Annotated in this window: 20 protein-coding genes and 2 pseudogenes; 10 read left to right on the top strand and 12 right to left on the bottom strand. The window is 61.9% G+C overall.

Annotation, left to right across the window (positions count from 1 at the left end; genetic code table 11):
• The 7 genes and pseudogenes from PMI35_RS34805 to PMI35_RS00665 all read right to left on the bottom strand — a co-directional run.
• A pseudogene (locus tag PMI35_RS34805) lies at positions 1-133 on the bottom strand (electron transfer flavoprotein subunit beta/FixA family protein); the annotation flags it as partial.
• Positions 134-155: 22 nt separating this feature from the next.
• Positions 156-1,103, bottom strand: a complete 948-nt coding sequence (locus tag PMI35_RS00640) for an ABC transporter permease (RefSeq protein WP_008066517.1) — start codon at positions 1,101-1,103, stop codon at positions 156-158.
• A gap of 8 nt (positions 1,104-1,111) precedes the next feature.
• The gene (locus PMI35_RS00645; protein WP_008066516.1) at positions 1,112-2,617 is read right to left on the bottom strand and encodes a sugar ABC transporter ATP-binding protein; all 1,506 of its coding nucleotides are present in this window, start codon (positions 2,615-2,617) and stop codon (positions 1,112-1,114) included.
• Between the two features lie 9 nt (positions 2,618-2,626).
• Entirely contained in the window at positions 2,627-3,571 is a 945-nt protein-coding gene (locus PMI35_RS00650; RefSeq protein WP_008066514.1) for an ABC transporter permease, read from the bottom strand.
• 75 nt (positions 3,572-3,646) lie between these two features.
• Positions 3,647-4,750, bottom strand: coding sequence for a sugar ABC transporter substrate-binding protein (locus tag PMI35_RS00655; RefSeq protein ID WP_008066512.1), 1,104 nt, complete (start codon positions 4,748-4,750; stop codon positions 3,647-3,649).
• A 181-nt stretch (positions 4,751-4,931) separates the two neighbouring features.
• The gene (locus tag PMI35_RS00660) at positions 4,932-6,587 is read right to left on the bottom strand and encodes a GMC family oxidoreductase (protein WP_008066510.1); all 1,656 of its coding nucleotides are present in this window, start codon (positions 6,585-6,587) and stop codon (positions 4,932-4,934) included.
• Between the two features lie 49 nt (positions 6,588-6,636).
• A complete protein-coding gene (locus PMI35_RS00665; RefSeq protein ID WP_008066508.1) occupies positions 6,637-8,139 on the bottom strand; it encodes an aldehyde dehydrogenase family protein in 1,503 nt (500 codons plus the stop codon).
• Between the two features lie 214 nt (positions 8,140-8,353).
• Here PMI35_RS00665 and PMI35_RS00670 point away from each other — a divergent pair, with 214 nt between their 5' ends.
• Entirely contained in the window at positions 8,354-9,007 is a 654-nt protein-coding gene (locus PMI35_RS00670; protein WP_008066507.1) for a TetR family transcriptional regulator, read from the top strand.
• A gap of 47 nt (positions 9,008-9,054) precedes the next feature.
• Here PMI35_RS00670 and PMI35_RS00675 read toward each other — a convergent pair whose 3' ends face one another.
• Positions 9,055-10,566 carry an acyl CoA:acetate/3-ketoacid CoA transferase gene (locus PMI35_RS00675; protein WP_008066506.1) on the bottom strand — a complete coding sequence of 504 codons (1,512 nt, stop codon included), beginning with the start codon at positions 10,564-10,566 and terminating at the stop codon, positions 9,055-9,057.
• A 176-nt stretch (positions 10,567-10,742) separates the two neighbouring features.
• Between PMI35_RS00675 and PMI35_RS00680 the strand changes: the two genes are divergently transcribed.
• The 6 genes from PMI35_RS00680 to PMI35_RS00705 are packed head-to-tail and all read left to right on the top strand — an operon-like array spanning position 10,743 to position 17,174.
• Positions 10,743-11,888: an acyl-CoA dehydrogenase family protein gene (locus PMI35_RS00680; RefSeq protein ID WP_008066505.1), complete on the top strand. Its 1,146-nt coding sequence runs from the start codon at positions 10,743-10,745 to the stop codon at positions 11,886-11,888.
• Complete coding sequence (locus PMI35_RS00685; protein ID WP_008066503.1) at positions 11,885-12,655, top strand: 3-ketoacyl-ACP reductase; 771 nt, start codon at positions 11,885-11,887, stop codon at positions 12,653-12,655. The genes PMI35_RS00680 and PMI35_RS00685 overlap by 4 nt, the downstream gene beginning before the upstream one ends.
• A gap of 18 nt (positions 12,656-12,673) precedes the next feature.
• Positions 12,674-13,846 carry a dihydrodipicolinate synthase family protein gene (locus PMI35_RS00690; protein ID WP_008066495.1) on the top strand — a complete coding sequence of 391 codons (1,173 nt, stop codon included), beginning with the start codon at positions 12,674-12,676 and terminating at the stop codon, positions 13,844-13,846.
• 50 nt (positions 13,847-13,896) lie between these two features.
• Positions 13,897-14,754 carry a sugar phosphate isomerase/epimerase family protein gene (locus tag PMI35_RS00695; RefSeq protein ID WP_008066486.1) on the top strand — a complete coding sequence of 286 codons (858 nt, stop codon included), beginning with the start codon at positions 13,897-13,899 and terminating at the stop codon, positions 14,752-14,754.
• Between the two features lie 48 nt (positions 14,755-14,802).
• The gene (locus PMI35_RS00700) at positions 14,803-16,125 is read left to right on the top strand and encodes an MFS transporter (protein ID WP_008066482.1); all 1,323 of its coding nucleotides are present in this window, start codon (positions 14,803-14,805) and stop codon (positions 16,123-16,125) included.
• Between the two features lie 32 nt (positions 16,126-16,157).
• Positions 16,158-17,174, top strand: coding sequence for an aldo/keto reductase (locus PMI35_RS00705; RefSeq protein ID WP_008066479.1), 1,017 nt, complete (start codon positions 16,158-16,160; stop codon positions 17,172-17,174).
• Positions 17,175-17,238: 64 nt separating this feature from the next.
• Here PMI35_RS00705 and PMI35_RS00710 read toward each other — a convergent pair whose 3' ends face one another.
• Positions 17,239-18,597 (bottom strand): amidase, encoded by a 1,359-nt coding sequence (locus PMI35_RS00710; protein ID WP_008066477.1) that lies wholly within the window; start codon positions 18,595-18,597, stop codon positions 17,239-17,241.
• A gap of 13 nt (positions 18,598-18,610) precedes the next feature.
• Positions 18,611-19,942 (bottom strand): MFS transporter, encoded by a 1,332-nt coding sequence (locus tag PMI35_RS00715; RefSeq protein ID WP_008066474.1) that lies wholly within the window; start codon positions 19,940-19,942, stop codon positions 18,611-18,613.
• A gap of 213 nt (positions 19,943-20,155) precedes the next feature.
• Here PMI35_RS00715 and PMI35_RS00720 point away from each other — a divergent pair, with 213 nt between their 5' ends.
• On the top strand, positions 20,156-21,193 hold the full coding sequence (locus tag PMI35_RS00720) for a LacI family DNA-binding transcriptional regulator (protein WP_008066471.1): 1,038 nt from the start codon (positions 20,156-20,158) through the stop codon (positions 21,191-21,193).
• 28 nt (positions 21,194-21,221) lie between these two features.
• Here the strand turns inward: PMI35_RS00720 and PMI35_RS36055 are convergent.
• Positions 21,222-21,320: pseudogene (locus PMI35_RS36055) on the bottom strand (DUF6124 family protein); the annotation flags it as partial.
• Positions 21,321-21,567: 247 nt separating this feature from the next.
• Here PMI35_RS36055 and sorA point away from each other — a divergent pair.
• Both sorA and sorB read left to right on the top strand, forming a co-directional pair.
• Positions 21,568-22,809: a SorA family sulfite dehydrogenase catalytic subunit gene (sorA, locus tag PMI35_RS00725; RefSeq protein ID WP_008066469.1), complete on the top strand. Its 1,242-nt coding sequence runs from the start codon at positions 21,568-21,570 to the stop codon at positions 22,807-22,809.
• A gap of 10 nt (positions 22,810-22,819) precedes the next feature.
• Positions 22,820-23,467: a SorB family sulfite dehydrogenase c-type cytochrome subunit gene (gene sorB, locus PMI35_RS00730; RefSeq protein ID WP_008066467.1), complete on the top strand. Its 648-nt coding sequence runs from the start codon at positions 22,820-22,822 to the stop codon at positions 23,465-23,467.
• 72 nt (positions 23,468-23,539) lie between these two features.
• Here the strand turns inward: sorB and mrdA are convergent, their stop codons facing one another.
• Entirely contained in the window at positions 23,540-25,432 is a 1,893-nt protein-coding gene (gene mrdA, locus PMI35_RS00735; RefSeq protein WP_008066465.1) for a penicillin-binding protein 2, read from the bottom strand.
• Positions 25,433-25,593 lie beyond the last annotated feature (161 nt).

Here is a 25,593-nt window from a genome sequence, read left to right as displayed (position 1 = left end):
CTTCCACGGCGATCTCGCAGAACGGGTTCATCGACATTTTGACGTTGGCGAGGTCGACGCCGGAATGGTCCGCCTTGACGCGGACCTTGACGTTGTAGTCGACCACCCTTTTTACCGCAACAAGCACTTTCATATTGAATGCATACCCTCTTCTATTATTTGACGACCGGCAGTTTCGACCGGTCGATGGTGAACGCCACCGCGATGATCAGGATCACGCCAAAGACAATCTGTTGCGCAAATACGCTGACGCCCACAAACGTCATGCCGATGCGAACAACGGAAACCAGCAACGCTCCGATCAGCGTGCGCCAGATGCCGCCAACCCCACCGGTCAATGCAGTGCCGCCCACCAAAACGGCAGCGATGGCCGGCAGCAGGAATTCGTTGGCCAGCGTGGGCGAGCCACTCGACAAACGACCGGCCATCATCACCCCGGAAAGTGCCGCCAGGCCGCCGGACAACGCGAAGCTGATGATTTTCACCCGCAACACATTGATCCCGGAGGCCCATGCCGCGGATTCACCGCAGCCAATCGCGTTGGTAAATCGGCCGAACGCCGTTTTGCGATGGATCACCACACACAGGATCATCACCGCAATGGCCACCCAGACTTCGTTGGGAATACCGGCGCTTTGTCCAATCACCCAGCCGAAGGAAGCGGCTCGGTCGGCGGCTTCGATGTTGAGGGTACGGTTGCCCGACCACAGCATGTTCAAACTGGCGACCACGCCGCCAACGGCCAGGGTGACGATGAAGGAAGGCAAGCGCAGACGAGTGTGCAGCACGCCGCTGATCGCCCCGGCCGCAGCACCTGCGGCAATGGCGGCGGGAACGGACCAGGTACCGAAATTAGGCAGCAGCAACGCGACGATGACACTGGCCATCGAAGCCACCGCCTGGGACGACAGGTCGATACCACCGATGAGCACCACAAACGTGATACCCGTGGCCATGATGAACAGGGCCGCCGTGTCGGCCGCCAGCCCCAGCACCGCCGTGGGCTGGATGAAGCCAGGGTCGTAACCGGTGATCAGCGCCATGAGCAACAGCAAAGCCAGCAGGGGGGCCTGGCTGCGAAAATCAATCAGGGAAATAGGCATAGGGAACCTCACACCATGTGTTTGATGAGATCGACCTGTTGCGGTTTGCAACCGGGAGGACAATCGAAGGACTGGGCAAACTCGCCATCGCGCATCACCAGAATCCTGTGGCTAAGCCCGATCATCTCCTCAAGGGTGTCGGCCGTGAGAATCACCGACACGCCCTGAGCCGTAATCTCTCGGACGAGCTCATAGACATCCTCCTTGGCGCCCACATCCAGGCCGCGGGTAGGATGGTCGAGAATCAGGATCGATGACTGCGCATTGCGCCACTTGGCCAGCACCACCTTCTGCTGGTTACCCCCACTGAGGTTCAGCAACAACGCATCTGGCCCAGGCGTCTTGATGTGCAGCCGGGATATCCAGTCTTCGGCGATCGCCCGCTCCTTACCTGTTTCCAGCAGGCCAAAAGAGGTCACCTGCCCGATGCGTGCCAAGGTCATGTTCTGGGCCACGCTGAGCATGGAAACGATGCCTTCCACCTTGCGCTCGCGCGGTACATAGCCAATGCCCGCCTTGATCGAGGCGGCGGCACCGTGATCGCGAAGCAACTTGCCATGGACCGTTATCGCGCCACCGCTCTTGCCCATCAACCCGGCCAATACACGGCAGAGTTCCTCGCGGCCGGAGCCGATCACACCGGCAATGCCCAGCACTTCGCCACGCCGCAACTGGAAATCCAGCGCGTCGAATACGCCCTTGAGCGCCAACCCCTCGACCTTCAACACCACATCGTCCTCGTTGCAGGCCTGCTGCAGGGATTCGCGGTAGTACTCGGTGTGCAGCGACCGACCGACCATCAAGGTATGCAGGTGGTCTTTGGTGGCATCGGCCGCCGGCATCTGCGACACCACCTCGCCGTCCTTGAGCACGTACACCCGGTCACTGAGTTCCAGCAGCTCGTCGAGGCGGTGCGAAACGAAGATGAACGAGGCACGGCTTTTGAGCTGACGCACCAGGCGGAACAAGGTGTCGATTTCCTTCTGTTCCAGTGCGGACGTCGGCTCATCCAGCAGGATCACCAACTGTCCATCGGTCATCTCCTCCAAGGCCAGCGACTTGGCCAGTTCAACCATCTGCCGTTGGCCGAAACTCAGTTCGCTGCACAACGTGCCGGGGTCGATATCCAGATTGACCTTGGCCAACTGGAAGCGCGCTGCCGCGTATAGCTTTTTCCAGTTGATGAAGCCCAGTCGGGTGAATTCGGCTTCGCGGCCCAGGAACAGGTTCTCCGCCACCGACAGATTGGTCAGGATCGATTGCTCCTGGTAAACCATGGCGATGCCCTTGGCGGTGGCACCGCGAGGCCCATCGAGGGTCACCGGCTGGCCGTCGAGTTCCAGATGGCCGTCATCGGGCTGATAGACACCGGTCAGAATCTTCATCAGGGTGGATTTGCCGGCACCGTTCTCGCCGATCAACCCGACCACTTCGTTTTCCCTGACTTCGATGGAGATGTTCTTCAGGACCGTGATGCCGTTGAAGCGTTTACTGACATTCTTGAGTGCGAGCATGATGCGTCCTCACTTCACGACGCGTGCTTTCGCACGGTCAAGCGCCATGGCCACGGCCACAATGATCAATACACCCTGAACGCCCTGCTGGACGTAGGGAGGGATCCCCATCAACACCATGCCGTTGCTCAGTACCACCACAATCAGGACCCCAAGCAACGTTCCAAACGGGCTGCCATTGCCGCCTGCCAACGAGCAGCCCCCGACGACAATTGCCGTGATCGCGGTGAACAGTTGCCCCTGGGCAATCAGCGCATGGCCCTGGCCAAACTGAGCCACCGCCAGGATCGCCGCCAGACCATAAAAACCACCGGCCAGTGCGAATACGGCAATTCGAATACGCCCTACTCGCACACCGTTGAGGCGCGCCAGGTCTTCGGCACCGCCGATGGCCAGGGCATGGCGCCCCAACACGGTATGACGCGACACCACATGGGCGATGATCAGCGCCACGCCGACAATCCAGACCGACAGGGGCAGCCCCAGCAGGCGATGCAACGCCACGGCGCGCACATCCATGTCGACCACACGCACCGTATTGCCCTGCAACAGCGCAGTGGCCAGGCCTATACCGACAAAGCCCAGGCCCAGCGTGCCGATGAACGAAGGAATGCGCAGCCTGACCTGGAGCAGTCCGTTGACCAATCCCATCAGCGCACCGACCACTACGGCGACCGGTAACGCCCAGAGCCCGATGGAGTGAGCGTTCAGTGTGTTGGAGATCAGCAGAGAGAAGCAGACGGCGGCAATGGCCACCACACCCTCGACCGACAGGTCGATACTGCCCATCTGGATCACAAACATTCCGCCCAATGCCATGAGCAAGGGAATCGTCGACGCCGTGGCGATGCGCGTCAGGTTCATGGGATCAAAAAAGTGGTGGTTGATCGAACCCACCAGCAAGCCGATGAGCAGCAATACGATTAACGATGAAAACCGTCTCAGACGGGCCATGACGAAAACTCCGGAAGACAGGGAATGACGGATCTGGCGCGCCATCGCGCCACGAATGCAGGCAACGACGAGTGGCTAGGAGTCGTAGCGGATAGGCCCTGCCACGCGTGACCAGTAGTCCGTGACATCCAGGGTTGGCGGCGTCTTGAAGTTGGCGTTGAAGAACACTTCGGCGTTTTTCCTGTTGACCATTTGCGGACGGATGTAGAACTCGCGGTGTTCGCGAGGCTCCCTGGCCGGGTCCAGCTTGCCTGTCTTGGCGGCATAGCCCAGCGCCAGGCCCACGCTGCCGACCCAGTAGGGATCGATGGTGCTGGTGGCGATGTACTCGCCCGAGCGGATCGCCTGCACCGCCTGCTCGGTGCCGTCCATGCCGACGATCGGGATGCTGCCCGCCAGGCCTTCCCCGCGCAGTGCTTCCAGGGCACCCATGCCCATGTCGTCGTTGCACGACCAGATGCCGTTCAGGTCGCTGCCGAAGCGCGTCAGCCACGACTGAACGATGGCGAAGGCCTTGTTGGCGCTCCAGTCGGCCGGTTGGAAGTCCAGCAGTTTGATGTCCGGGTATTTTTTCAGCGCGGCGTCCAGACCCTTGCGACGGTTGATCGCCGGCACATTGCTGAGGATGCCACCCAGGGCTACGACGCCGCCCTTGCCGCCCATGGCCTCGAACAGTTGCGTGGCCATTTCCTCGCCCACGGCCTCGCCGTCTTCGGACAGGTGCGACACCCAGTAGGGGTTGTAGTCCCAGGGATGCATGTCGTCAGGCTTGTTCCAGATGGTGGTGATGTAGACGCCCGCCTTCACGCATTCTTCGATGATCGCGCGGGTATCGGCCGAGTCATTGGGATCGACGGTCAGGACCAGGTTGCCATTGGTCTTGGAGATCAGCGCGCGGATGTCGGCGATGCTCTTCTGCGAGTTGCCTTCGCTGACCAGGGGCGAATAGGCAGCCTTCTGACTGGTCGCGAAGGCTTCGCCACCGCGGTTGAACAGTGCGTGGTAAGGGTTGGTCATGGAGCGGAAGGCGTTGGAAAACGTTACCTGCTCCTGGGCCCAGAGCACCCTGGGAAAGAGGCTGGCCACAGCGCCCGCGCCTGCCAGGCTGGCTGCGCCGATGAGCAGTTTGCGACGGCTGAATTCGAATTGATTTGTCGGGTCTTTGTCATTTTTGTTCATGTTCCCTCCAGGTGCCGGGCACCGGATAATCAGTATTTTTATAGTTTTATGTAACCAACCGGTTATTTATAAATCCATACCATCCAAGATGCAATCATTCGCACGAATGTTTAATCGCAAGAGATTGGAAAACAGCAGTCCCGGTTAGCGCGACGCACCCACCGGGACTACCGGCAAGGCGTCAGTGAGCGCGATCCAGTACGACCTGATCGACGACTGAGCGCACTTCGGAAGGCGGCAACTGGCGCCCCAGCAGCAGGTCTGCGCCCTTCTCGGCGATCATGATAGAAGGGGCATTGGTGTTGGCACTGTTGAGTCGAGGCATCACCGAGGAATCGATGACGCGCAACCCCGCTACGCCGTATACCCGCAGTTGCGGATCGACCACCGATTGATCGTCGACACCCATCTTGCAGGTGCCCACCGGGTGATAGCCGGTGCGACCGCTTTCCCGTGCGTAAGCCTCATAGTCCGCCTGGGTCTTGACCCGGCTGCCGGGGAAGTGCTCGGACTTGATGTACCGCGCCAGGGAAGGCTGGGACAGGATTTCCCGGCTGAGCTTGATGCCTTCGACCGACACGTGCAGGTCGTAAGGGTCGCTGATGTAGGCCGGATCGATCGATGGCGCCTGCAATGGATCGGCGCTGTTGAGCGTGACCCGGCCTCGGCTGCGCGGGCGCAGGAAATAGGAATTCAACGTGCACCCCGAACCCGAGGGCACCGGAGGTATCCCCGCCTCGACCCCGGCGCCCGGGAGAAAGTGGAACTGCAGATCCGGGGTCTGGGAACGGGAATCGCCGTACCAGAACGCGCCGGCCTCGGCGATGTTGGAGGTGACCGGCCCCTTGTTGAACAACAGGTACTCAAGGCCCGCCCACAGGGTCATGTGGGGTTTCGCGTAGCGGTCCAGGCTCTTGGGCTCCTTCAGTTCGCAGACGATATCGATGTCGAAATGGTCCTGCAGGTTCTGCCCCACGCCCGGAAGATCCTTGTGCACGGCAATGCCGTGCCGCGACAGCTCCTGCGCGGGCCCGACGCCCGACAGCATCAGGATCTTCGGCGAACCGATGGCGCCCGCGGCCACCACCACTTCGCGTGCCGCCTGGGCAAAACGAACCTCGCGCGAATCCCGCCCCTGAACGTACTCCACACCGGTGGCACGGCCGTTTTCGATGCGCACCCGAGTGACCAGGCACTCGGTCTGTATCGTCAGGTTCGGCCGCTTGCGCACCGCCTTGTTCAGGTAGCCCTGGGCCGTGCTGCAACGCCGGCCATTGCGCAGGGTCACTTGATAGGCACCGCAGCCTTCCTGTTTAGCGCCGTTGAAATCCGGGTTATGCGGGATCCCCGCTTCCTGAGCCGATCGAATGAAGGCCTTGCTCACCTCGTTGAGGCTGATGGGATCGGACACTCCCAGCGGTCCGCCGGTACCGTGGTACTCATTGGAAAAACGCTCATTGTCCTCGGCACGCCGGAAATAAGGCAGCACGTCGCGATAGGACCAGCCCTGGCAGCCTTCCTCACGCTCCCAATCGTCGTAGTCGCGGGCGTTGCCCCGGGTATAGACCATGGCGTTGATCGAGCCGCTGCCGCCCAGTACCCGCCCTTGCGGATACACGATCGAGCGGTTTTTCATGGTGGCCTGGTCGACCGTGTTGAAACCCCAGGTCAGGGGCCCTCCGGTCATTTTGAAAAAGCCTACGGGCATGTGAATGTACGGATTGGTGTCCGCGGGACCGGCTTCGAGCAACAGCACCTTGACGTTGTCGGCCTCGCTCAACCGGGCCGCCAGCACACAACCGGCCGAACCGCCGCCGATAATGACGAAATCATACATAGTGATACCTCAGTTTTTATTGTTGTCCTCGGGTCGATGCTGCCCGGGCTCAGTCCTGTACCCAGCGAGCCCGCTCGCCCAGTTGCAGGTGCACGGACTTGACCTCGGTGTACTCCTCGACGCCGTAGCGTCCGGTTTCGCGGCCGATGCCCGATTGCTTGAAGCCTCCGGAAGGCAGTTCCGGGCCACCGGCGATGGTGGTGTTGACCCACACCCGGCCCGCCTTTATCTGGCGCATGGCCCGCAGCGAAGTGTTCATGTCACGGCTCCATACACTGGCCGCCAGGCCGAACGGTGTGTCGTTGGCGATCTGCATCGCCTGATCAAAATCGTCGAAGGCGGTGATGGTCAGCACCGGGCCAAAGATTTCTTCACGCGCCAAGGTCATCTGTGGCGTTACCTGGGAAAAAACCGCAGGTTGCAGGTACATGCCCTGCGGCGACTCGATTCGATACCCGCCGGTCAGCAGTTGCGCACCTTCGCTGCTGCCCTGGCCGACGTAGCCCAGGATGCGCTCCATCTGGCGCAGCTCAGTGATCGATCCCACCTGGGTGGCCTCATCCAGCGGATCGCCGATGCGAACCCTCTCCAGCAGTTCGAGAATTTTCGCCGTGAGCTCCTGTTCCACTGAACGGTGCACCAGCAACCGGCTGCCACTGACGCAGCATTGGCCGGCGTTAAAGCAGATCCCGAAGACGATGGCATCGGCAGCGGCATCCAGGTCGGCATCGGCGAACACCACCTGCGGGTTCTTGCCACCCAGTTCCAGGCCGGCTTTCTTCATGTTGCCGGCGGCCGCGGCCAGCGTCAGCCTGCCGACCTCGGTGGAACCGGTGAACGACACCATGTCGATATCGGCGTGCTCGGAAATGGCCTGGCCCACCACGGAGCCTGGCCCGGTCAACACGTTCACCACGCCATCGGGCAGGCCCGCCTGTTGCAACAGGCCCGCCAGTATCAGTGTAGTGCCGGAGGTGAGCTCGCTCGGCTTGACGACCACTGTGCAGCCTGACGCCAGGATGAACGGCAGGCGTTCGGCGAGAATGAAGAACGGGAAATTCCACGGTGTGATCAGCCCGACAACACCTACCGGCTCGCGGGTCACCAGGCCCAGCATGTCGTCGCCCAGGTTATTGAAGGCATCGCCATGCAGCGCGCGCGCCTGCCCGGCGGCGTATTCCCAAATGCCGGCAGACGCCAGCACTTCACCACGGGACTGGGCAATGGGCTTGCCCGTTTCCAGCGTTTCGCACAGGGCCAGCTCTTCGCAGTGCTCGCGGATCAGTTCGGCGGTCTTGAGCAGCACGGTACTGCGCGCCTCGCCACTGCCGCGGGCCCAGGAACTCTGTTCGAAGGCCCGACGCGCGGCCACCACTGCCTGGTCGACATCGACTCCACTACCCGAAGGGTAAACGCTCACTGGCACATCGTGGGCCGGGCTGCGGCGGGTCACCGAGCGCGTGGCCGAGCCTTGAGTGAATTGCCCGTCGATGAACATGTCGAAGTGTCGGGGTTGAGCAGGCAGTGAATGAATCAAGGCGTTATTGTTCATGATAGTGTCCTCTTTCGAACGGGGATCTAAACGACTCCTGGCCTGGCTTGCCCGCCAAAAGTGTAATGTATATAACCAACCGGTTGCTTACTTTTTCAGTGACCTTTAAGCTCTTTCGCCAAGAATTTTCCCAAGCAGGTCAGGCGCGGATCGCAGTGGATCGCCCAGAGAAAACCTGCCTTTTTGATACACGCCTGAGACTGGAGCGACCTGAATGACGATTGAACCCACGGAAGATGCACCGCGCGCCACCCGCGATTCGGAGGCGACCAAGCTGCGTATCCTCAAGGCCGCCACGGTCGAGTTCGCCAAGCTGGGATTTGGCGGCGCGCGCATCAACAGCATTGCCGAGCGGGCCAAATCCAACAAACGCATGATCTACGAGTACTTCGGCAGCAAGGAGGAGCTGTTCCAGGCGGTACTGGAAACCGCCTACAACGACATCCGCATGGCCGAACGCAAACTCAAGCTCGAAGAGCTCGACCCGCAGACCGCGATCACCCAGCTGGTGACGTTCACCTGGAAGTACTACCTGAAGAACCCGCACTTCCTGACCCTGGTCAACAGCGAAAACCTGCACAAGGCCGCGCACCTGAAGCACTCCCAGGAAAAGATGCACGACATGCACGGTTCCATGGTGCAGATGGTGGCCCGCATTCTTGATCGCGGCGTCGCCGAGGGTGTGTTCCGCCCAGGTGTGGATCCGGTGCAGTTGATCATCTCCATCGCTGCCATCAACTACTACTACCTCAACAACCGCTTCACCGGGCAGATCATCTACGGCTTCGACCTCATGGCACCCGAAGCACTGCAGGCGCGGATCGACTTCAACGTCGAGACCGTCCTGGGAATGCTCAGGCCGCGCTGATACCACGTGTCTCCCTTGCATGCCGGCAAAGGTGTGCAAGGGCGTCTTCATTTCAGCGCCGCGACCTTCGGCTCGCGCACCAGCGGCATGAATGCCATGCGATCCAGCACGTCGCGTTGAACGTCCACGCCCTGGGCCACCTCGATCAGTTCCACACCGCCCTCCACCAGCCGGAAGACCGCACGCTCGGTGACATACAACACTTCTTTTCCAGACAGCAGCGCCTGGGGTCCGCTGAAGGTGATGTGACTGACCTCGGCCACCAGTTTTGGCACCTCACCGACACGGGCGATTTCCAGCTCCGTGCCGTGACGAGCCACTTGCAGCCCCTTGGCTTCGAAGGCGCCACAGAACACCACCTTGCGCGCACCCTGGGTGATATCGACGAAGCCCCCGGGGCCAACCAGCCGACCACCGAGGCTGGACACGTTGACGTTGCCGTACTGGTCCATTTCGCCCATCCCCAGGAACGCCAGGTCAACCCCGCCGCCACTGTAGAAATCGAACTGGTCCAGGGAGGTGACGATCGCCTGGGGATAGCGCGCCGCGCCGAACATCGCACCGTCCATCATTCGGCCATTGTGGATGCCTTGCTCGATGGTGCCCCAGTACTGGTCCTGCAACCCGCGCTCGGCGAGCAGCGAGGGGATGCCGGCCGGGATGCCGAAGCCAAAATTGAGCGACATGCCCGGCCTGAATTCATCCGCGGCCCGCTGCGCGATGATGCGGCGGATATCCTCTGCCAGCGGCGCTTCAACGGCGTCTGAAGTGGGCAGGCATTCACCGCTGATTTGCGGGTCGTAATCGGCTGCGAGGCATTGACGCTGATCCGGGACGTGCACCACCTGATCCACCAGCACCCCCGGAATGCGCACCATGCGGGCGGGCACAAAGGGGGTTTCGCCCAGCTCCCGAACCTGCACATGGACCTTGCCGCCACTGTTGTGCGCCGCCAGTGCCAAGGCATAGGCATCCAGGTCGGCTGCTTCATGCACCAGGGTGATGTTGCCGCTGGGGTCGGCCACGCTGCCACGCACCAGCGCCACGTCGACTTTGAACGGTTTATAGCGCAGGTATGGCCGGCCATCGATCTCGATCCGCTCGACGAGGGTTTCGACCGCCGATTCATTGCAACGGCCGCCGTTAACCTGCGGATCGGCGAAAGTCCCCAGGCCGATATGGGTGATCAGCCCCGGCCGCCCTGCGCCGATTTCGCGCATCAGGCTCATGATCACCCCGGCCGGCAGGGTATAGGCGGCGATTTCGTTGTCACGGGCCAGGCGCTGCATTTTTGCCGACCAGCTCCAGTGCCCGCCTATGACCTTGCGCACCAGCCCCTTGTGGGCCAGGCGTTCAAGACCACTGCCCTGCCCGTCGCCAATGCCCAGGGCATGGACGATGGTCAGGTCGCGCGGGTGCCCCGTGGTCAGGAACGAGTGCTCGATCGCACTGAGCAGGGCATCAGGTTCCAGCAACGTTCCCGAACCGCAAATCGCCACCGTGGCGCCATCGGCAATGCCTGTCGCGACATCTGCTGCAGAAGAACAGCGTCTTCTCATTTTTGTTATCTCCCGGTGAAGGCTTCGCTGTTTGCATCCCCCGTGAACAGAACACTTGACGCGCCCTGAAAGGATGCCTTAAATAAATAACCGGTTGGTTACATGCTTTTCACTCTAGTCTAGCTCGAGACTGAAAACAACCCACTGTTCATTGCTCACCGGAAAGGAATAAAACAATGCAACTTTCTGAGATTCACTTGCAGATTCGTGATGTCGCCCGCCGTTTCGCCGACCAGGCCGTGCGCCCCCTCGCCGAAAAACTCGACCATGAAGAAAGCTTCCCGGCCGCGCTGTACCGGCAGATGGGCGAATTGGGCCTGTTCGGCATCACCGTGCCAGACGCGCTCGGTGGCGCCGGGCTGGACTGCCTGGCCTACGCCCTGGTGATGGAAGAGCTGTCGCGCGGCTATGCGTCAGTGGCTGACCAGTGCGGTTTGCTGGAACTGATCGGCACCCTGCTTTCAGTGCACGGCACCGCGCAACAACAGGCACGCTACCTGCCCGAACTGCTCAGCGCGCACAAGCATCCGGCCTATTGCATTACCGAGGCCGAAGCCGGTTCCGACGTGTCGGGTATCCGCACCACGGCCGTACGCACCCCCAACGGCTGGAAACTCAACGGCTCCAAACTGTGGATTCACAACGCACCCGTCGCTGACCTGGCGTTCGTGCTGGCACGCACCGACCCCGAGGCGGGCAAGCGCGGCATGAGCATTTTCATCGTCGACTGCCACCTGCCGGGTGTCAGCAAAGGCCCCAAGGAACACAAGATGGGCCAGCGTGCCTCGCAGGTCGGCGGTCTGAACTTCGATAACGTCGAATTGGCCGAAAATGCCCTGCTGGGTCAGGAAGGCCGCGGCTTCCACATCATGATGAGCGCGTTGGACAAAGGCCGCGTGGGCATCGCGTCGCTGGCGGTGGGTATCGCCCAGGCCGGGCTTGAGGCGGCACTGGAATACGTGCCGCAACGCAAACAGTTCGGCAAGCCGATTGCCGACAACCAGGGTTTGCAATGGATGCTGGCCGACATGGCCAAGGACATTCGCGCGGCCCGGCTGCTGGTGCAGGACGCAGCACAGCGACTGGATACCAATGACAACGCCACCATCGCCTGTTCGATGGCCAAATGCTTCGCCGCGGATGTCGCGGTGGCGCAAACCGCCAATGCCGTGCAGATGTTCGGCGGCAGCGGCTTCATTCGTGGATTCGAGGTAGAACGGTTGTACCGTGACGCCAAGATCACCCAGATCTACGAAGGCACCAACCAGATCCAGCGCACCATCATCGCCCGCGAACTGCTGACCAAGGGTGGGCGCTCATGAGCATCCGTCCTACCGCACTGGTGACCGGCGCACGCGGTGGCATCGGGCGCGCATCCGCCGTTGCATTGGCACACGCCGGCTTTGACCTGGCATTGGTCGACCTGCAAGTGGACGACGCGCTGCAAGCCACCCTGCAGACAGTGACCGGCCTGGGGTCCAAGGCCGTCGCGCTGGCCGGTGACATTGCCGCCATCGAACGCCACGAAGCCTTGATCGATGCGGCTGAGGCGGCCATCGGCCCGTTGTCCTGCCTGGTCAACAACGCCGGCGTCTCGGTCGCCAGCCGCGGTGACTTGCTGCAAGTCAGCCCCGAGAGCTATGACCGCTGCCAACGGGTCAACACCCGTGGCACGTTCTTCCTGACCCAGGCTTTCGCCCGTCGTTTGCTGGCTTACCAACCGACAGGGGTGCACCGCTGCATCGTCACCGTCACCTCCTCCAATGTGCAGGCGGTGTCGGTGCTGCGCGGCGAATACGGCATCTCCAAGGCGGGGCTGTCCATGGCCTCGCGCCTGTTCGCCGTGCGTCTGGCTGACGAAGGCATCGGTGTATACGAGGTGCAACCGGGGCTGATCGCAACGGAAATGACCGCACCGTCGAAGGCGCGCTACGACGCGGAGATCGAACGCGGCCTGACGGCAATCAAGCGCTGGGGCACACCCGAGGACGTAGCCAGGGTCATTACCACCATGGCCACGGGTGGCTTGCCCTACACCGTCGGCCAGGCCGTGCCCGTCGATGGCGGCTTGTTGATTCCCAAATTCTGATCTGCCGGAGACCCCGTTATGTCACTGACTATCCAATTGCCGACGTTTGACCTGAGCAAGATTGCGCCCTACACGCTGGTCGGCACCCCGCTGCCAATCATTCCGAGATCCGCCAGCAGCCATCGTATCGCGCTCAGCGCCGCCCATGTGGTGGCCGATCCCCTGGCACCCCGGCACTCCGGGGCCGCCGCGCCGATCGATTGGGAACGTACGCTGCACTACCGGCGTTATCTGCTGGAACAGGGCCTGGGCATTGCCGAGGCCATGGACACGGCCCAACGCGGCATGGGCCTGGACTGGCCAACGGCGCTGGAGTTGATCCAGCGCACGCTGGAGGAGACGAGCGACATCAAGGACGCGCTGATCTTTTCCGGCTGCGGCACCGATCACCTGGCCGCCAGCGACGCCCGCAACCTTGACGACGTGCTGCGCACCTACGACCAGCAACATCAAGCCATCGGCAAGCTGGGCGGGCGCATCATCCTGATGGCCAGCCGTGCCTTGGCGCGCGTGGCCAAGGGCCCGCAAGACTATCGCCAGGTTTACCGTAATGTCCTGGGCGATGCCCAGGCTCCGGTCATCCTGCACTGGCTGGGCGACATGTTCGACCCTGCCCTGCAGGGCTATTGGGGCAATACCGGGTTTGAAGCAGCGCTGGATACCTGCCTGGAAATCATTCACGAAAACGAAAGCAAGATCGACGGCATCAAGCTGTCGCTGCTCGACAAGGACAAGGAAATCGCCCTGCGCCGCCGGCTGCCGGCCTCGGTAAAAATGTACACCGGCGATGACTTCAACTACCCCGAGCTGATCGAAGGTGATGAACAGGGCTACTCCCACGCATTGCTTGGCATCTTCGATGCCATCGCCCCGGCGGCGTCCCAGGCGTTGACCGCCCTGGAGCAAGGTGACCCGGTGCGCTACAACGCGCTGCTCGCCCCCACCCTGCCACTGGCACGACTGATCTTCAGTGCGCCGACCCAGTACTACAAGACGGGCGTCGTGTTCCTGGCCTGGCTCAATGGCCATCAGGATCACTTCACCATGCTCGACGGTCACCAGGCCATGCGCCCACTGGCCTACTTCTGCGAAGTGTTCCGATTGGCCGACCAGGCCGGGCTGCTGAGCCATCCGGAACTTGCCATCGCGCGCCTGCAACAACTGCTGAAGGTGCACGGCGTCAACGCGTAGTCACGGGCCCGGGCCTCATGGGCTCGGGCGATCTTTCCCAGGAGAATACGATGTCCCTACGTCCATTGGTCAATCGACTGGACCTGTGCTCGATCAACACCGCCACCTTAGGCCATCGCTTGCCCATCCAGAAGACTCTGGACCTGATCGCCAGGGCCGGTTTCGGTGCCGTTGCGCCCTGGCGACGAGACATGGAAGGCCAGGACCTGAACGCCGTTCGCCGGCAATTGCGCGACACCGGCCTGAAGGTCAACGCCTACTGTCGATCCACCTACCTGACTGCCCGGGACAGCAAAGGATTCAAGGCCGCACTGCTGGACAACTGCGCGGCTATCGCCGAGGCCTCGGAGCTTCAGGCCGAATGTTTCGTCATGGTCGTGGGTGGTGTGCCCGAGGGTTCCAGGGACATTGCCGGAGCCCGCGCCCAGGTGGCCGAAGGTGTTGCGATGCTTCGCGACCAGGCCCGCAGCTACGGCGTGCCCCTGGCCCTTGAACCCCTGCACCCGATGTATGCCGCCGACCGCTCTTGCTTGTCCACGCTGGAACAGGCACTGGACCTGTGCGAGCAGATCGAGCCGGGCGGTTTCCAGTCGCTGGGCGTCGCCATCGATGCCTACCACTGCTGGTGGGACCCCAGGCTTCGCCAGCAGATTCAGCGCGCCGGCCGCCAGCGCCGCATCCTCGGTCTGCACGTCTCGGACTGGTTGGTGCCGACCCGGGACATGCTGCTGGACCGGGGCATGATGGGCGATGGCGTGATCGATCTGCGTGGCATCCGGCGCAGCGCCGAAGCCGCGGGGTACCGAGGCCACGTGGAAGTGGAGATCTTTTCCCGCGACCACTGGTGGACGTGCGATGAGGCCCAGGTGCTGGATACCTGCGCGCAACGCCTGCAAGACGTGTGCTGACCAACTGCCCGCGCACGCCGTCAAAACAACAAGAAACGAGACCGCCCCATGACCCACCCCTATCGCTGGAAAATTTGCGCGCTGTTGTTCTTCGCCACCACCATCAACTACCTGGACCGCCAGGTGCTGGGCCTGCTCAAGCCCGTGCTCGAACTGCAATTCCATTGGAGCGAGACTGACTACAGCTATCTGGTGGTGGTCTTTCAGGCGTGCTATGCCGCCGGACTGCTGATTTTCGGTCGACTGATCGACCGACTGGGCACCAAGCTTGGCTACGGGTTGTGCCTGGCGGTCTGGAGCCTGGCAGCGGTGGGCCACGCGGCGGCGCAATCGACCTTCAGCTTCATGATCATGCGCGCCCTGCTCGGGCTGGGAGAGTCCGGCAACTTCCCGGCGGCGATCAAGGCTGTCTCCGAATGGTTCCCCAAGAAGGAGCGCGCCCTGGCGGTGGGCATCCTCACGGCCGGCACCAGCATCGGTGCCATTCTCGCGCCAGCCTGCGTGCCCTGGCTGGCCAGCCATTACGGATGGCAGGCCGCGTTCGTGGTGACCGGGCTCACCGGCTTTGTCTGGTTGATCTTCTGGAAGCTTTTCTACGACAAGCCTGGCGCCCATCCGCGCGTATCTATCACGGAACTGGCCTACATCAACCAGGACGTCAACGCTGAGCCCGAGCATGCCGTGAAATGGCGCACGTTGCTGACGTTGCGCGCCACATGGGCATTCATCGCGGGCAAGTTTCTCACCGACCCCATCTGGTGGTTCATGCTGTTCTGGCTGCCGTCCTATTTCACCTCGCGCTTCGGTCTGAGCCTGGCGGACCTGGCACTGCCCCTGATGATCGTCTATTGCGCCACGTCCGTAGGCAGTGTCGCTGGCGGCTGGCTGTCCTCGCGCCTGATCGGCGCGGGATGGCCGGTACAGCGCGCCCGGCGCGCTGTCATGTTGTGCATGGCCGTATTGGTCACCCCTCTGGCAGCCTCCAGCTACATCGACAACCTGTGGACCATGGTGGCGCTGCTGAGCCTGGCGGCCGCTGCCCACCAAGGTTGGTCAGCGAACATTTTCACCACGGTTGCCGACAACTTTCCCCGCTCCCAGGTGGCCTCGGTCATGGGCATCGGCAGCACCGCGGGCTCGGTGGGTGGCATGATCTTTCCGTTGATCATCGGCCTCGTACTGGACCACTACAAGGCATTGGAGCAATTGAACCTGGGCTACAACATTCTCTTCATCCTGTGCGCCAGCGCCTACCTGGTGGCCTGGGTGACCATGCGGGTGATCGACGGCGGGTCTGCGCCGACCAGTATCGCCACGCAAGCATCGGATTCGCGATTCACCCCGCAGCAAACCAGCAAAACCTCAAGGTAATTCCCTAACCTGCCATTTCTGGAGATCCACGCATGCAGCCGTCAACAAAAAGAAAACTCGGCCGAGTCAACCTGGAAGTCTCAAGCCTTGCGTTCGGCACCTCGCCGGTCGGCAATTTGTTCGCGCCCACCGATGAAGCCACCTCCGATGCCATGTTCCAGCGCGCCTGGGAAGGTGGCGTGCGCCTGTTCGATACCGCGCCCATGTATGGCCACGGGTTGGCCGAACTTCGCACCGGGCATTCGTTGCGCTGGAAGCCGCGCGACGAATTCGTCATCTCGTCCAAGGTCGGTCGCGTACTCAAAGCCAAGCCGCGCAAGCAGATCGATTTCAGCCCCTGGAACAATGCCGCGCCCAACGAGATGATTTTCGACTACAGCTACGACGGCACCATGCGCTCGTTCGAAGACTCACTGCAGCGCCTGGCGCTGGAGCGCATCGACATCTGCTTCATCCACGACATCGACGTGTTCACCCGCGGTGCCGATCAGCCTGAAGTGTTCGCACAGGCCATGGATGGCGCATGGCGAGCGTTGGAATCGCTACGGGATCAGGGTGTGGTCAAAGCCATCGGGGTCGGCGTAAACGAATGGCAGGTGTGCCATGAAGCTTTGAAGCAGCGCGATTTTGACTGTTTCCTGATGGCGGGTCGCTACACCCTCCTGGAGCAGGATTCCCTGGATTCGTTTCTGCCACTGTGCGAGGAGCGTGGCGCTTCGGTGTTGGTCGGCGGAGGCTTCAATTCCGGCATTCTGGCCACGGGCGCGGTTCAGGGCGCTCGATACAACTATGCCCCCGCCCCCGCTGCCATACTGGAAAAAGTTCGCGCCATCGAATCGATCTGCCGGGACTATGAAGTGCCGCTTCCCGCCGCCGCCATGCAATTTGTGGTGTCTCACCCTGCGGTCGCTTCGTTTGTCGCGGGTACCCGCACGCTGAGCCAGATCGACAAGAACGTGGAATGGTTCAGTCATCCTATTCCGGGTGAGTTCTGGAAAAGTCTGAAACAGGCTGGTTTGATCCGCGAGGACGCCCCCACACCAGACTGATCAGGCAGCGCTGGCCAGGACGCCAGCGCTGGGCAGGGGTGCGGTGACCAACGGGTTCACCGCACTACTGTCTGCGCACGAACCGCTGGGCCATCACCCGCAACAAACGATCGTCCTCTCCCGCGGCGCCAATCACCTGCAGCCCCACCGGCATCCCCCTCACCTGCCCCACCGGCAGGCTGATCGCCGGCAAGCCGGTGAGGTTCCAGGCACTGGTGTAGCTGAGCACCGCGGCGCGTACATCGATGTCCTGCTCACCGACCCGGACCTCACGCGCATCGACCGCTGTCGCGGTAATCGGCACGCTGGGCGAGACCAACAAGTCATAGCGTTCGAATAGGCGTGCCATCGCCGCCTTGAAGCTTGCCTGGCCAGCCTGTGCACGGATGTATTGCCAGCCCCTGACTTCACGCGACAATTCGAGGCGCTCGCGCACCTCCTGCTCGAACGCGTGCGGCGCCTCCTGCATGCGCTCGGCATGCACCTCGAAGGCCTCGGCGCGTTGCAGCACCAGCAAGGTGTCTTTCATGCCGGACGCCAGCGGCGCAAGTTCGGCAGTCTCCTGCAGCGCTTCGCCAAACAACTGCTGCGCCGCCTGGTACACCTGCCGATCCAGCTCGGCGTCGACCGGGCCGAAGCTGCCGGAGGTGATCCAGCCAACCCGCAAGGGACGAGGCTCGGCATCAGGCGCACAGGCTCGCCCCGCCACCACCTCGAACAACAGGCGCGCATCCTCGACGTGGTTGGCGATCGGGCCCACGTGGTCGAGGCTCGACGCCAGCGGGAACACGCCCTGCAACGGTACGCTGGCAAACGATGGCTTGAAACCGATCGTGCCGCACAACGCCGCCGGAATCCGGATCGAGCCGCCGGTGTCGGTGCCCAGTGCCAGCGGCACCATGCCGCTGGCCACTGCCGCGGCGCTGCCGGCACTGGAACCGCCCGTGATGCAGCGGGCATCCCACGGGTTGCGTGCCGCGCCCTGCAGCGAGCGGTCACCGGTCGGGCCATAGGCGAACTCGTGGGTCAGGGTCTTGCCGACAATCACCGCACCGGCCTCGCGCAGGCGTTGCACGCACAGTGCATCGCGGTTCGGCTTGAAACCTGCAAAATGCGCCGAACCGTAGGTGGTGACGTAGTCGAAGGTGTCGATGTTGTCTTTGACCGCCAGCGGTATGCCGTGCAGCGGGCCCAGGTCCAGGCCCTGGGCGAACAGCTCATCGGCCTTGCGCGCCTGGGCCAGCGCCACCGGTGCATCGACCTGAACGAAGGCGTTCAGGGTCGGATTCAGGCGCGCGATACTGTCCAGGGCTGCTTGGGTCAACTCGACGCAGGTCAAGCTACCCGCGCGCAGACCTTCGGCCAGCGCAATGACCGATTGGCCAAAAAAGTATCCAAGGTGATCAGGCTTCGCCAGGCTCATACGAACAACTCCATCAAACGGCTGCGGGTATAGGGGAAGGGGCAACTTGCCGGCCGCCAGGACGCACCATCAGCATCGCGCTCATGCCGACTGCCGTGGCCACCGCCGCCGCCACGAACATCGACGAGTAGCCGTAGCGCAAGGTCAGGTAGCCGGTCAGCATGGGTGCGATGAACGAAGCGGTGTTGGCGATGAAATGGGTCATGCCGCTGTAGGCGCCGACCCGGTTGGAGGGCGCGGTGTCGATCACCACCGCCCAGTAGACCGAGTTGGGCAGCGCGTTGAGGGCGTTGGCCAGGGTCATCAGGGCAATCACGCCCCACACGGTCTGGGCCTGCGAGACCAGGATGAAGCACAGCGTGGTCAACAGCAGGCTGGTCGCGGCCAGCCAACTGCGCGCCACCTTGAGGTTGCCGGTGCGGCGCAGCAGCAGGTCGGAAATCTTGCCGCCCAGCAGCACGGTGAAGCAGGCGCCGGTCCACGGAATCATGCCCATGTACCACAGCGACGACAGGTTGTAGTGGAACTCGTCCTGCAGGTATTTGGGGGTCCAGGTCAGCAGCAGGAACGTCACGTACACGAACGAGAAGTAACCGACCGCGTTGAGCAGCAGGTCCTTGTTCTTGAAGAAATGCCAGACCGGCGCAACGCTGTCGGTCGGCGTCGAGGCATTGGCTGCCGCGGCGCGCTCCTGGCGCAGGAAATCACGCTCGGCCTTGGTCACCCGCGGGTTCTCGTCGGGGGTGTTGGTGAAGCGCGTCATGAAGAAGATCAACAGCGCCAGGCTGATCACACCCAGCACCACGAACATGCTGCGCCAGTCGCCGGTCAGGGTTTGCAGGCCTACCGCCACCGGGGCGGTCAGCAGTGCACCCAGCGGCGTGCTGAGCAACCCCACCGAAACCACGAAGCCGCGCTCCTTGGGCGTAGCCCAGTTGGCCACGCTCTTGTTGATCACCGAATAGGCCGGGCCTTCGGCAAAGCCGAACAGCACCCGGATAGTGGCGAAGCCGGCCATGGCCGAACCGCCCATGAAGGCCAGCCCCAGGTCACCGGCAAACGCGGTGGCGATCTCGAAGATCGACCAGGTGGCACCGGCAATCAGCCAGATGCGCTTGGCGCCAAAGTGGTCGGCCAGGATGCCGCCGATCAACGCCCCGAGGATGTAGCCGTAACCGAAGTAACCCAGGACCTTGCCCCAGTCGGCCTTGTCGAAGCCGTACTCGGGAAGAATGCTCGCCGAGGCGTAGGCAATCGCGCCGCGGTCAATGTAGTTGAGCAGTGCCATCAGCATGATCAAAAAGAAAATCTGGTAGCGGAAAGACGGAATAGCTGCGCTGTTCATAGGGATCTGACTCGTCAAAATGATGGCAGAAGTCAAAAAGTCGGCCGCGTCCGGCGTATTTTTATTGTGTTACCCAAACGTTTGGGTTGACGAAATGTAGTCAGGGGAAAAGTTTTAGTCAATCGTTTGGGTAAAGGTTTTTTTCCCGGAACGACGCCTCGATTGAGGTAGAATCGCGCGCCTGAATAATGGACGGTTGGAAGCCCCTCAGACATGCCGAATCAATCTCGCCCCGCCACCCTAAAGTCCATGGCGACTGCACTCGGGTTGCACGTTTCCACGGTGTCGCGGGTGCTCAATGGCGACCCGACCGGGGTTGAGCGAGCGGCGTCGGCCGAGGTCATTGAGCGCATCCGCGCGTTGGCCAAAGAGCTGGATTATCGACCGAACACGCAGGCATCCAACCTGAAATTGCGCAAAAGCCAGGAGATCTGCGTGCTCATGCCGCGCCTCACCGACCTGGTGATGGCGACCATTTATGACAGTATTGACAGCGCCGCCGAGCAGGCCGGCTACCTCACCTTCGTCTCCAATACCGACGACCAGCAGCCGCGCCAGATGGCCCGTGCCGAGCACGCCTTGCGCCGCTCGGTGGCCGGGCTGATCGTGGGTGATTCGCACGTGGGTGAAACCCAACCGCTGCTCGACTTGCTCGCGCGCAAGCAGATCCCCTACGTGCTGGTCAGTCGGCAGGTTGCCGGGCACAAGTCGGCGGCCAGCGACGACGAATTGGGTGGCTGGCTGGCGGCCGAACACCTGTATCGGCTGGGCTGTCGCGATGTGGCGATCCTGGCTGGCGAACGGCATGCGTCTACCGGCGCTGACCGTACCCGCGGGTTCATCCGTTACTACCGCGAGCAAGGCCTCACCCTACGCCCCGAGTGGATCCTCAATGGTCCTTTTGACAGCCACACCGGGCACCAGCAAGGCGCCCACCTGTTGGGGCTCAACCCGCGCCCGCAGGCATTTTTCGCGGTCAACGACTTCCTCGCCATCGGCCTGATGGGCGCCGCGCGCGACAAGGGCTTGCAGCCGGGCAAGGACATTGCCGTGGTCGGCTACAACGACATCCCGCTGTCCAACGAACTGATCGTACCGCTGACCAGCGTGCGCCTGCCGCTGGCACAGATGGGCCGGCATGCGGTGGAGTTGCTGCTCAAGCGCATTAACGGCGAGAGCGCCGAGTCCATCATCCTGACGCCGCAGTTGCAGGTGCGGGCGAGTTCATCGTTGATGCGTAGGGCTGACTGAGGGCGGTTTTACAACCGCAAAAGATTTTCTATTCAGCCCGATCAATCCGATCCGGCGCCCGGTTCACCGCCAGCTCCCCCAACATGATGACTTGGGTAATACCCAGCAGGGTATTGCGCAAGTCGCCTGCGTGCGATCCGCCAGCACTGACAATGTAAACCGGACAACCCTCGCTGCGAACGCTTTCGCCCCCCGCATGCCCCGCCCCTGTCACCGATTGCTAAATAACTGACGCTCAATGAGAAGCAGACAACCTGCCTGTGACGATACTGGTTTGCTCATCGAACAGTGACGCGACACGTCTAGCCCAATGCTTCTACGCCCTGAGATGGCTGTCGGTTGCATCTCAAAAAAACAATCAGAGAGAGCGCAGAATGAAGTTCAGTTTTGTCGATAACAGCAAGCCAACCCGACGACGCGTTCTACGCGATGCCTTCACCCTGGCTTTGGCCGCCTCGCCCTTGGCCAGCATCGCCAGGGCAGCCGATGAAACCGCCGAAGAAGTGACCTTTGCGGCGGGCCCACGGCCACTGGTGCAATATCCGCAAAAACGGCCGCTGACCCTGGTGACCACTCGCCCACCGCACCTGGAGACGCCCTTCGCTGTTTTCAACGAAGGGCCGATCACCCCCAATGACGCCTTTTTCGTGCGTTACCACCTGGCCAATTTCCCGACCAGCATCGATCCGGACAGCTATCGGCTGACGGTCAAGGGCGCGGTCGACACCGCGTTGTCACTGTCCCTCGCAGAGCTCAAATCTCTGGCGGAGCCGGTAGAAGTGGTAGCCGTCAATCAATGCTCGGGGAACAGTCGTGGTTTCTCGATGCCACGGGTATTCGGCGCCCAGCTGGGCAATGGCTCGATGGGCAATGCACGCTGGCTGGGGGTACCGCTCAAGGCCGTATTGGAAAAGGCCGGGGTGAAAGCCAACGCCAGGCAAGTGACATTTCGCGGCCTCGACAAGCCCGTGCTGCCAAGTACCCCGGAGTTCATCAAGGCCCTGGACATCAGCCATGCCATGGACGGTGAGCCCATGATCGCCTGGTCGATGAACGGCACCGACCTGCCCTTCCTCAATGGTTATCCGATACGCCTGGTAGTGCCCGGTTATTTCGGCACGTACTGGGTCAAGCATCTAAGCGAGATCGAAGTCGTCGACCATGTATACGACGGCTTCTTCATGGCTAAAGGTTACCGCGTGCCGGATAACGATTGTTTCTGCATCGCCCCCGGCACCACCGCGGCACAAACCCGGCCAATTTCCAAATTGCCGGTACGCAGCTTCATCACCAGCGTTAAACAGGGCGACGTGTTGCCGTTGAAAAAAAGCGTGGCGCTCAAGGGCATCGCGTTCGACGGCGGTGCGGGGATCACCAAGGTGGAAATCTCCATCGACGGCGCAAAGGTCTGGCGTGAAGCCACGCTTGGGCAGGACCTTGGCCGTTTCTCGTTCCGTGAGTGGACGTTGGCGATCACTTTTACCCACAAGGGCGCCACACAGTTGATGGTGCGAGCCACCAACAGCGCGGGCGAGACACAACCGCTGCAAGCCGACTGGAACCCTGCCGGCTACCGGCGCCACGTCGTCGAAACCAGCCACGTGACCGTCGCCTGAGGAGAGCCCCATGAAACCCATCAAATTCATGACCCGCTTGCTGTGCGCGACGCAACTTTGCCTGGCCGGGATGGCCAGCGCAGCACCATTGTCGATCACCCTGCCGCCCGAAACGGCTGCGTTCAAACCCAGTGCGCTGCCTGGCTATCCATTGGCCCAGCAGAAATGTTCCATCTGCCATTCAGCCGACTACATCAGCTTCCAGCCTCCGGGCATGAGCCTGGCGCAGTGGACGGCAGAAGCGGGCAAGATGCAGCACGTGTACGGCGCTCCGATCAGCGATCAGGATGTGACCATCATCGGCGCCTACCTGGCGGCGACCTACGGCAGTGCCCGGGCGAGCGATGCCGATGTGCAGGCCGCCTCGTATCCGTCGACAGGCCAATCCACGGCAGCACCTGTGGCAAAAGCCGACGCCACGGCCCTGCTGCAGAACAACGCTTGCCTGTCCTGCCACGCGATCGATCACAAGGTCGTCGGGCCGGCCTATCACGATGTGGCTGCCAGGTACGCCAATGACCCGCAGGCACTGGCCAAGGTTACGTCCAGTATTGCGCACGGCGGTAGTGGCAAATGGGGGGATATACCGATGCCGCCATTCGCGCAGTTAAGCCCGGACGATCTGCACAGCCTGGCGACATTCATCCTGCAACAGTGATGGATTCGCTTGTTCATGCAGGGCCTGGCCCTGCATGCCTGCACAGGCCCCGTGCTGTGAAGCCTCGCGGGTTCAGACGTGAGTATCGCCCGGTGCCTTGCCCGGCACTGCGTATTGCGGCTTGAGATGGCCGTCCTGATCGAGTAGCCAGGCGTCCATGATCTGCCGCACCACGGGACCGGCGACACGACCACCGGCCTCGCCGTTTTCGATCATCACCGAAATCACGATCTGCGGATGTTCGGCCGGGGCGAAACCGACGAACAAGGCATTGTCGCGATTGCGCTCGCGGGTTTTCTCGCGGTTGTAACGCTCGCCCTGCTTGATCGCCACCACTTGCGCGGTGCCGCTCTTGCCGGCGATACGGTACTGCGCCCCCGCTGCCGCTGCTCGGGCGATCCCGCGGGCATCGTGCATGACCATCTGCATGCCGTGGTTGACCTGCTCCCAGTCACGCGGGTCCTTGAGCAGGATGTTGGGCATCGGATGCTCGTCCACCGGCGCGACCCCGTCCACGGTCCTGGCCAGGTGCGGTCGGTTCCACACGCCTTTGTTGGCAATCAGCGCCGTGGCCTGGGCCAGTTGCAGCGGCGTGACCTGCATGTAGCCCTGACCGATGCCGAGGATCACGGTTTCGCCAGGGAACCATGGCTGACGACGCGTGGCGCGCTTCCAGGCCTGGGATGGCATCAACCCGGGGGACTCTTCGAACATGTCCAGCGAGACCTTTTCCCCGAGGCCAAACATCGCCATGTAGTCATGCAGCCGATCGATGCCCAGCTTGTGCGCGAGGTCGTAGAAATAGGTGTCGTTGGAACGCATGATCGCCGCGTCCATGTCCACCCAACCGTCACCACTGTGGTTCCAGTTGCGGTACTTGTGATCAAAATCCGGGAGTTGGTAATACCCCGGATCGAAGACCCGGGTCTGCGGTGTGACGATGCCGGCGTCGAGCCCGGCAATCGCGACTTCCGGCTTGATGGTCGAGCCCGGCGCGTAGAGCCCGCGCAGCACACGGTTGAACAGCGGTCGGTCAATGGAATCGCGTAGCGTCGAATATTCCTTGGAGCTGATTCCGGTGACGAACAGGTTGGGATCGAAACTCGGGTTGCTTACCATGGCGAGCACTTCACCGGTCGACGGATCAAGCGCGACCACTGAACCGCGACGATCGCCCAGGGCATGCTCGGCGGCCTCCTGCAGTTTGACGTCCAGGCTCAGGACGATGTTTTCACCGGGCACCGGATCCGTGTGCTTGAGTACGCGCAGCACGCGGCCCTGGGCATTGGTTTCGACTTCCTCGTAACCGACATGGCCGTGCAGTTGCGCCTCGTAGAATTTTTCGATCCCGGTCTTGCCGATGGACTGGGTGCCGCGATACTCCACTGTATCCAGCACCTTGGACTCTTTCTCGTTGATCCGTCCGACGTAGCCGACCGAATGAGCGAAGTGTTCGCCCAACGGATAATGGCGCACGAACTGCGGCTCGACGTCGATGCCCGGCAAGCGGAACTCGTTGACCGCCAGTATCGCGATCTGCTCCTCGCTCAGTTCATAGAACAACGTCACCGGCACGAACGGATGCCGCGCCTGTTTCATCGCCTTGTCGAACACCGTGCGGTCTTCAGTCGGCAGATGCAACAGGTTGACCACTTCATCCAGCTCTTGATTGACATCGGAGGCGCGTTCGCGAGTGATCGTCAGGTTGTAGCTGGGCCGATTGTCCGCCAGGACCACGCCATTGCGGTCATAGATCAAGCCTCGGGTCGGCGTGATCGGCAGCACGTGTACACGGTTGTTTTCGGAAATCGTGGAGTGATAGTCGAATTCCACCACCTGCAGGACGTACAGGCGCACCACCAGTGCACAGGTAATGGCGCCTACGAACAAAGCGCAGGCCATCAGTCGCTTGTTGACCAGGCGTGTCTCTTTTTCGTGGTCTTTGATCGGAATCGGCTGGGGCATTTCTGTGGCAACTCTTTGAAAATAACACCGATCCCTGGGTTTGAAACGGTCCGTTAAAAACGAACTGCACCATACCAAAACGGCTGAATCACCTTCGTGTCATTTTCTTTAAGTTGGCGTCGGCCGGCTTTTCCTGCGGACAAAAACAAAACCCCTACCTG

The sequence above is a fragment of the Pseudomonas sp. GM78 genome, from assembly GCF_000282475.1.
Classification (GTDB): Bacteria; Pseudomonadota; Gammaproteobacteria; order Pseudomonadales; family Pseudomonadaceae; genus Aquipseudomonas.
This window is presented reverse-complemented; position numbering and strand designations above follow the sequence as displayed.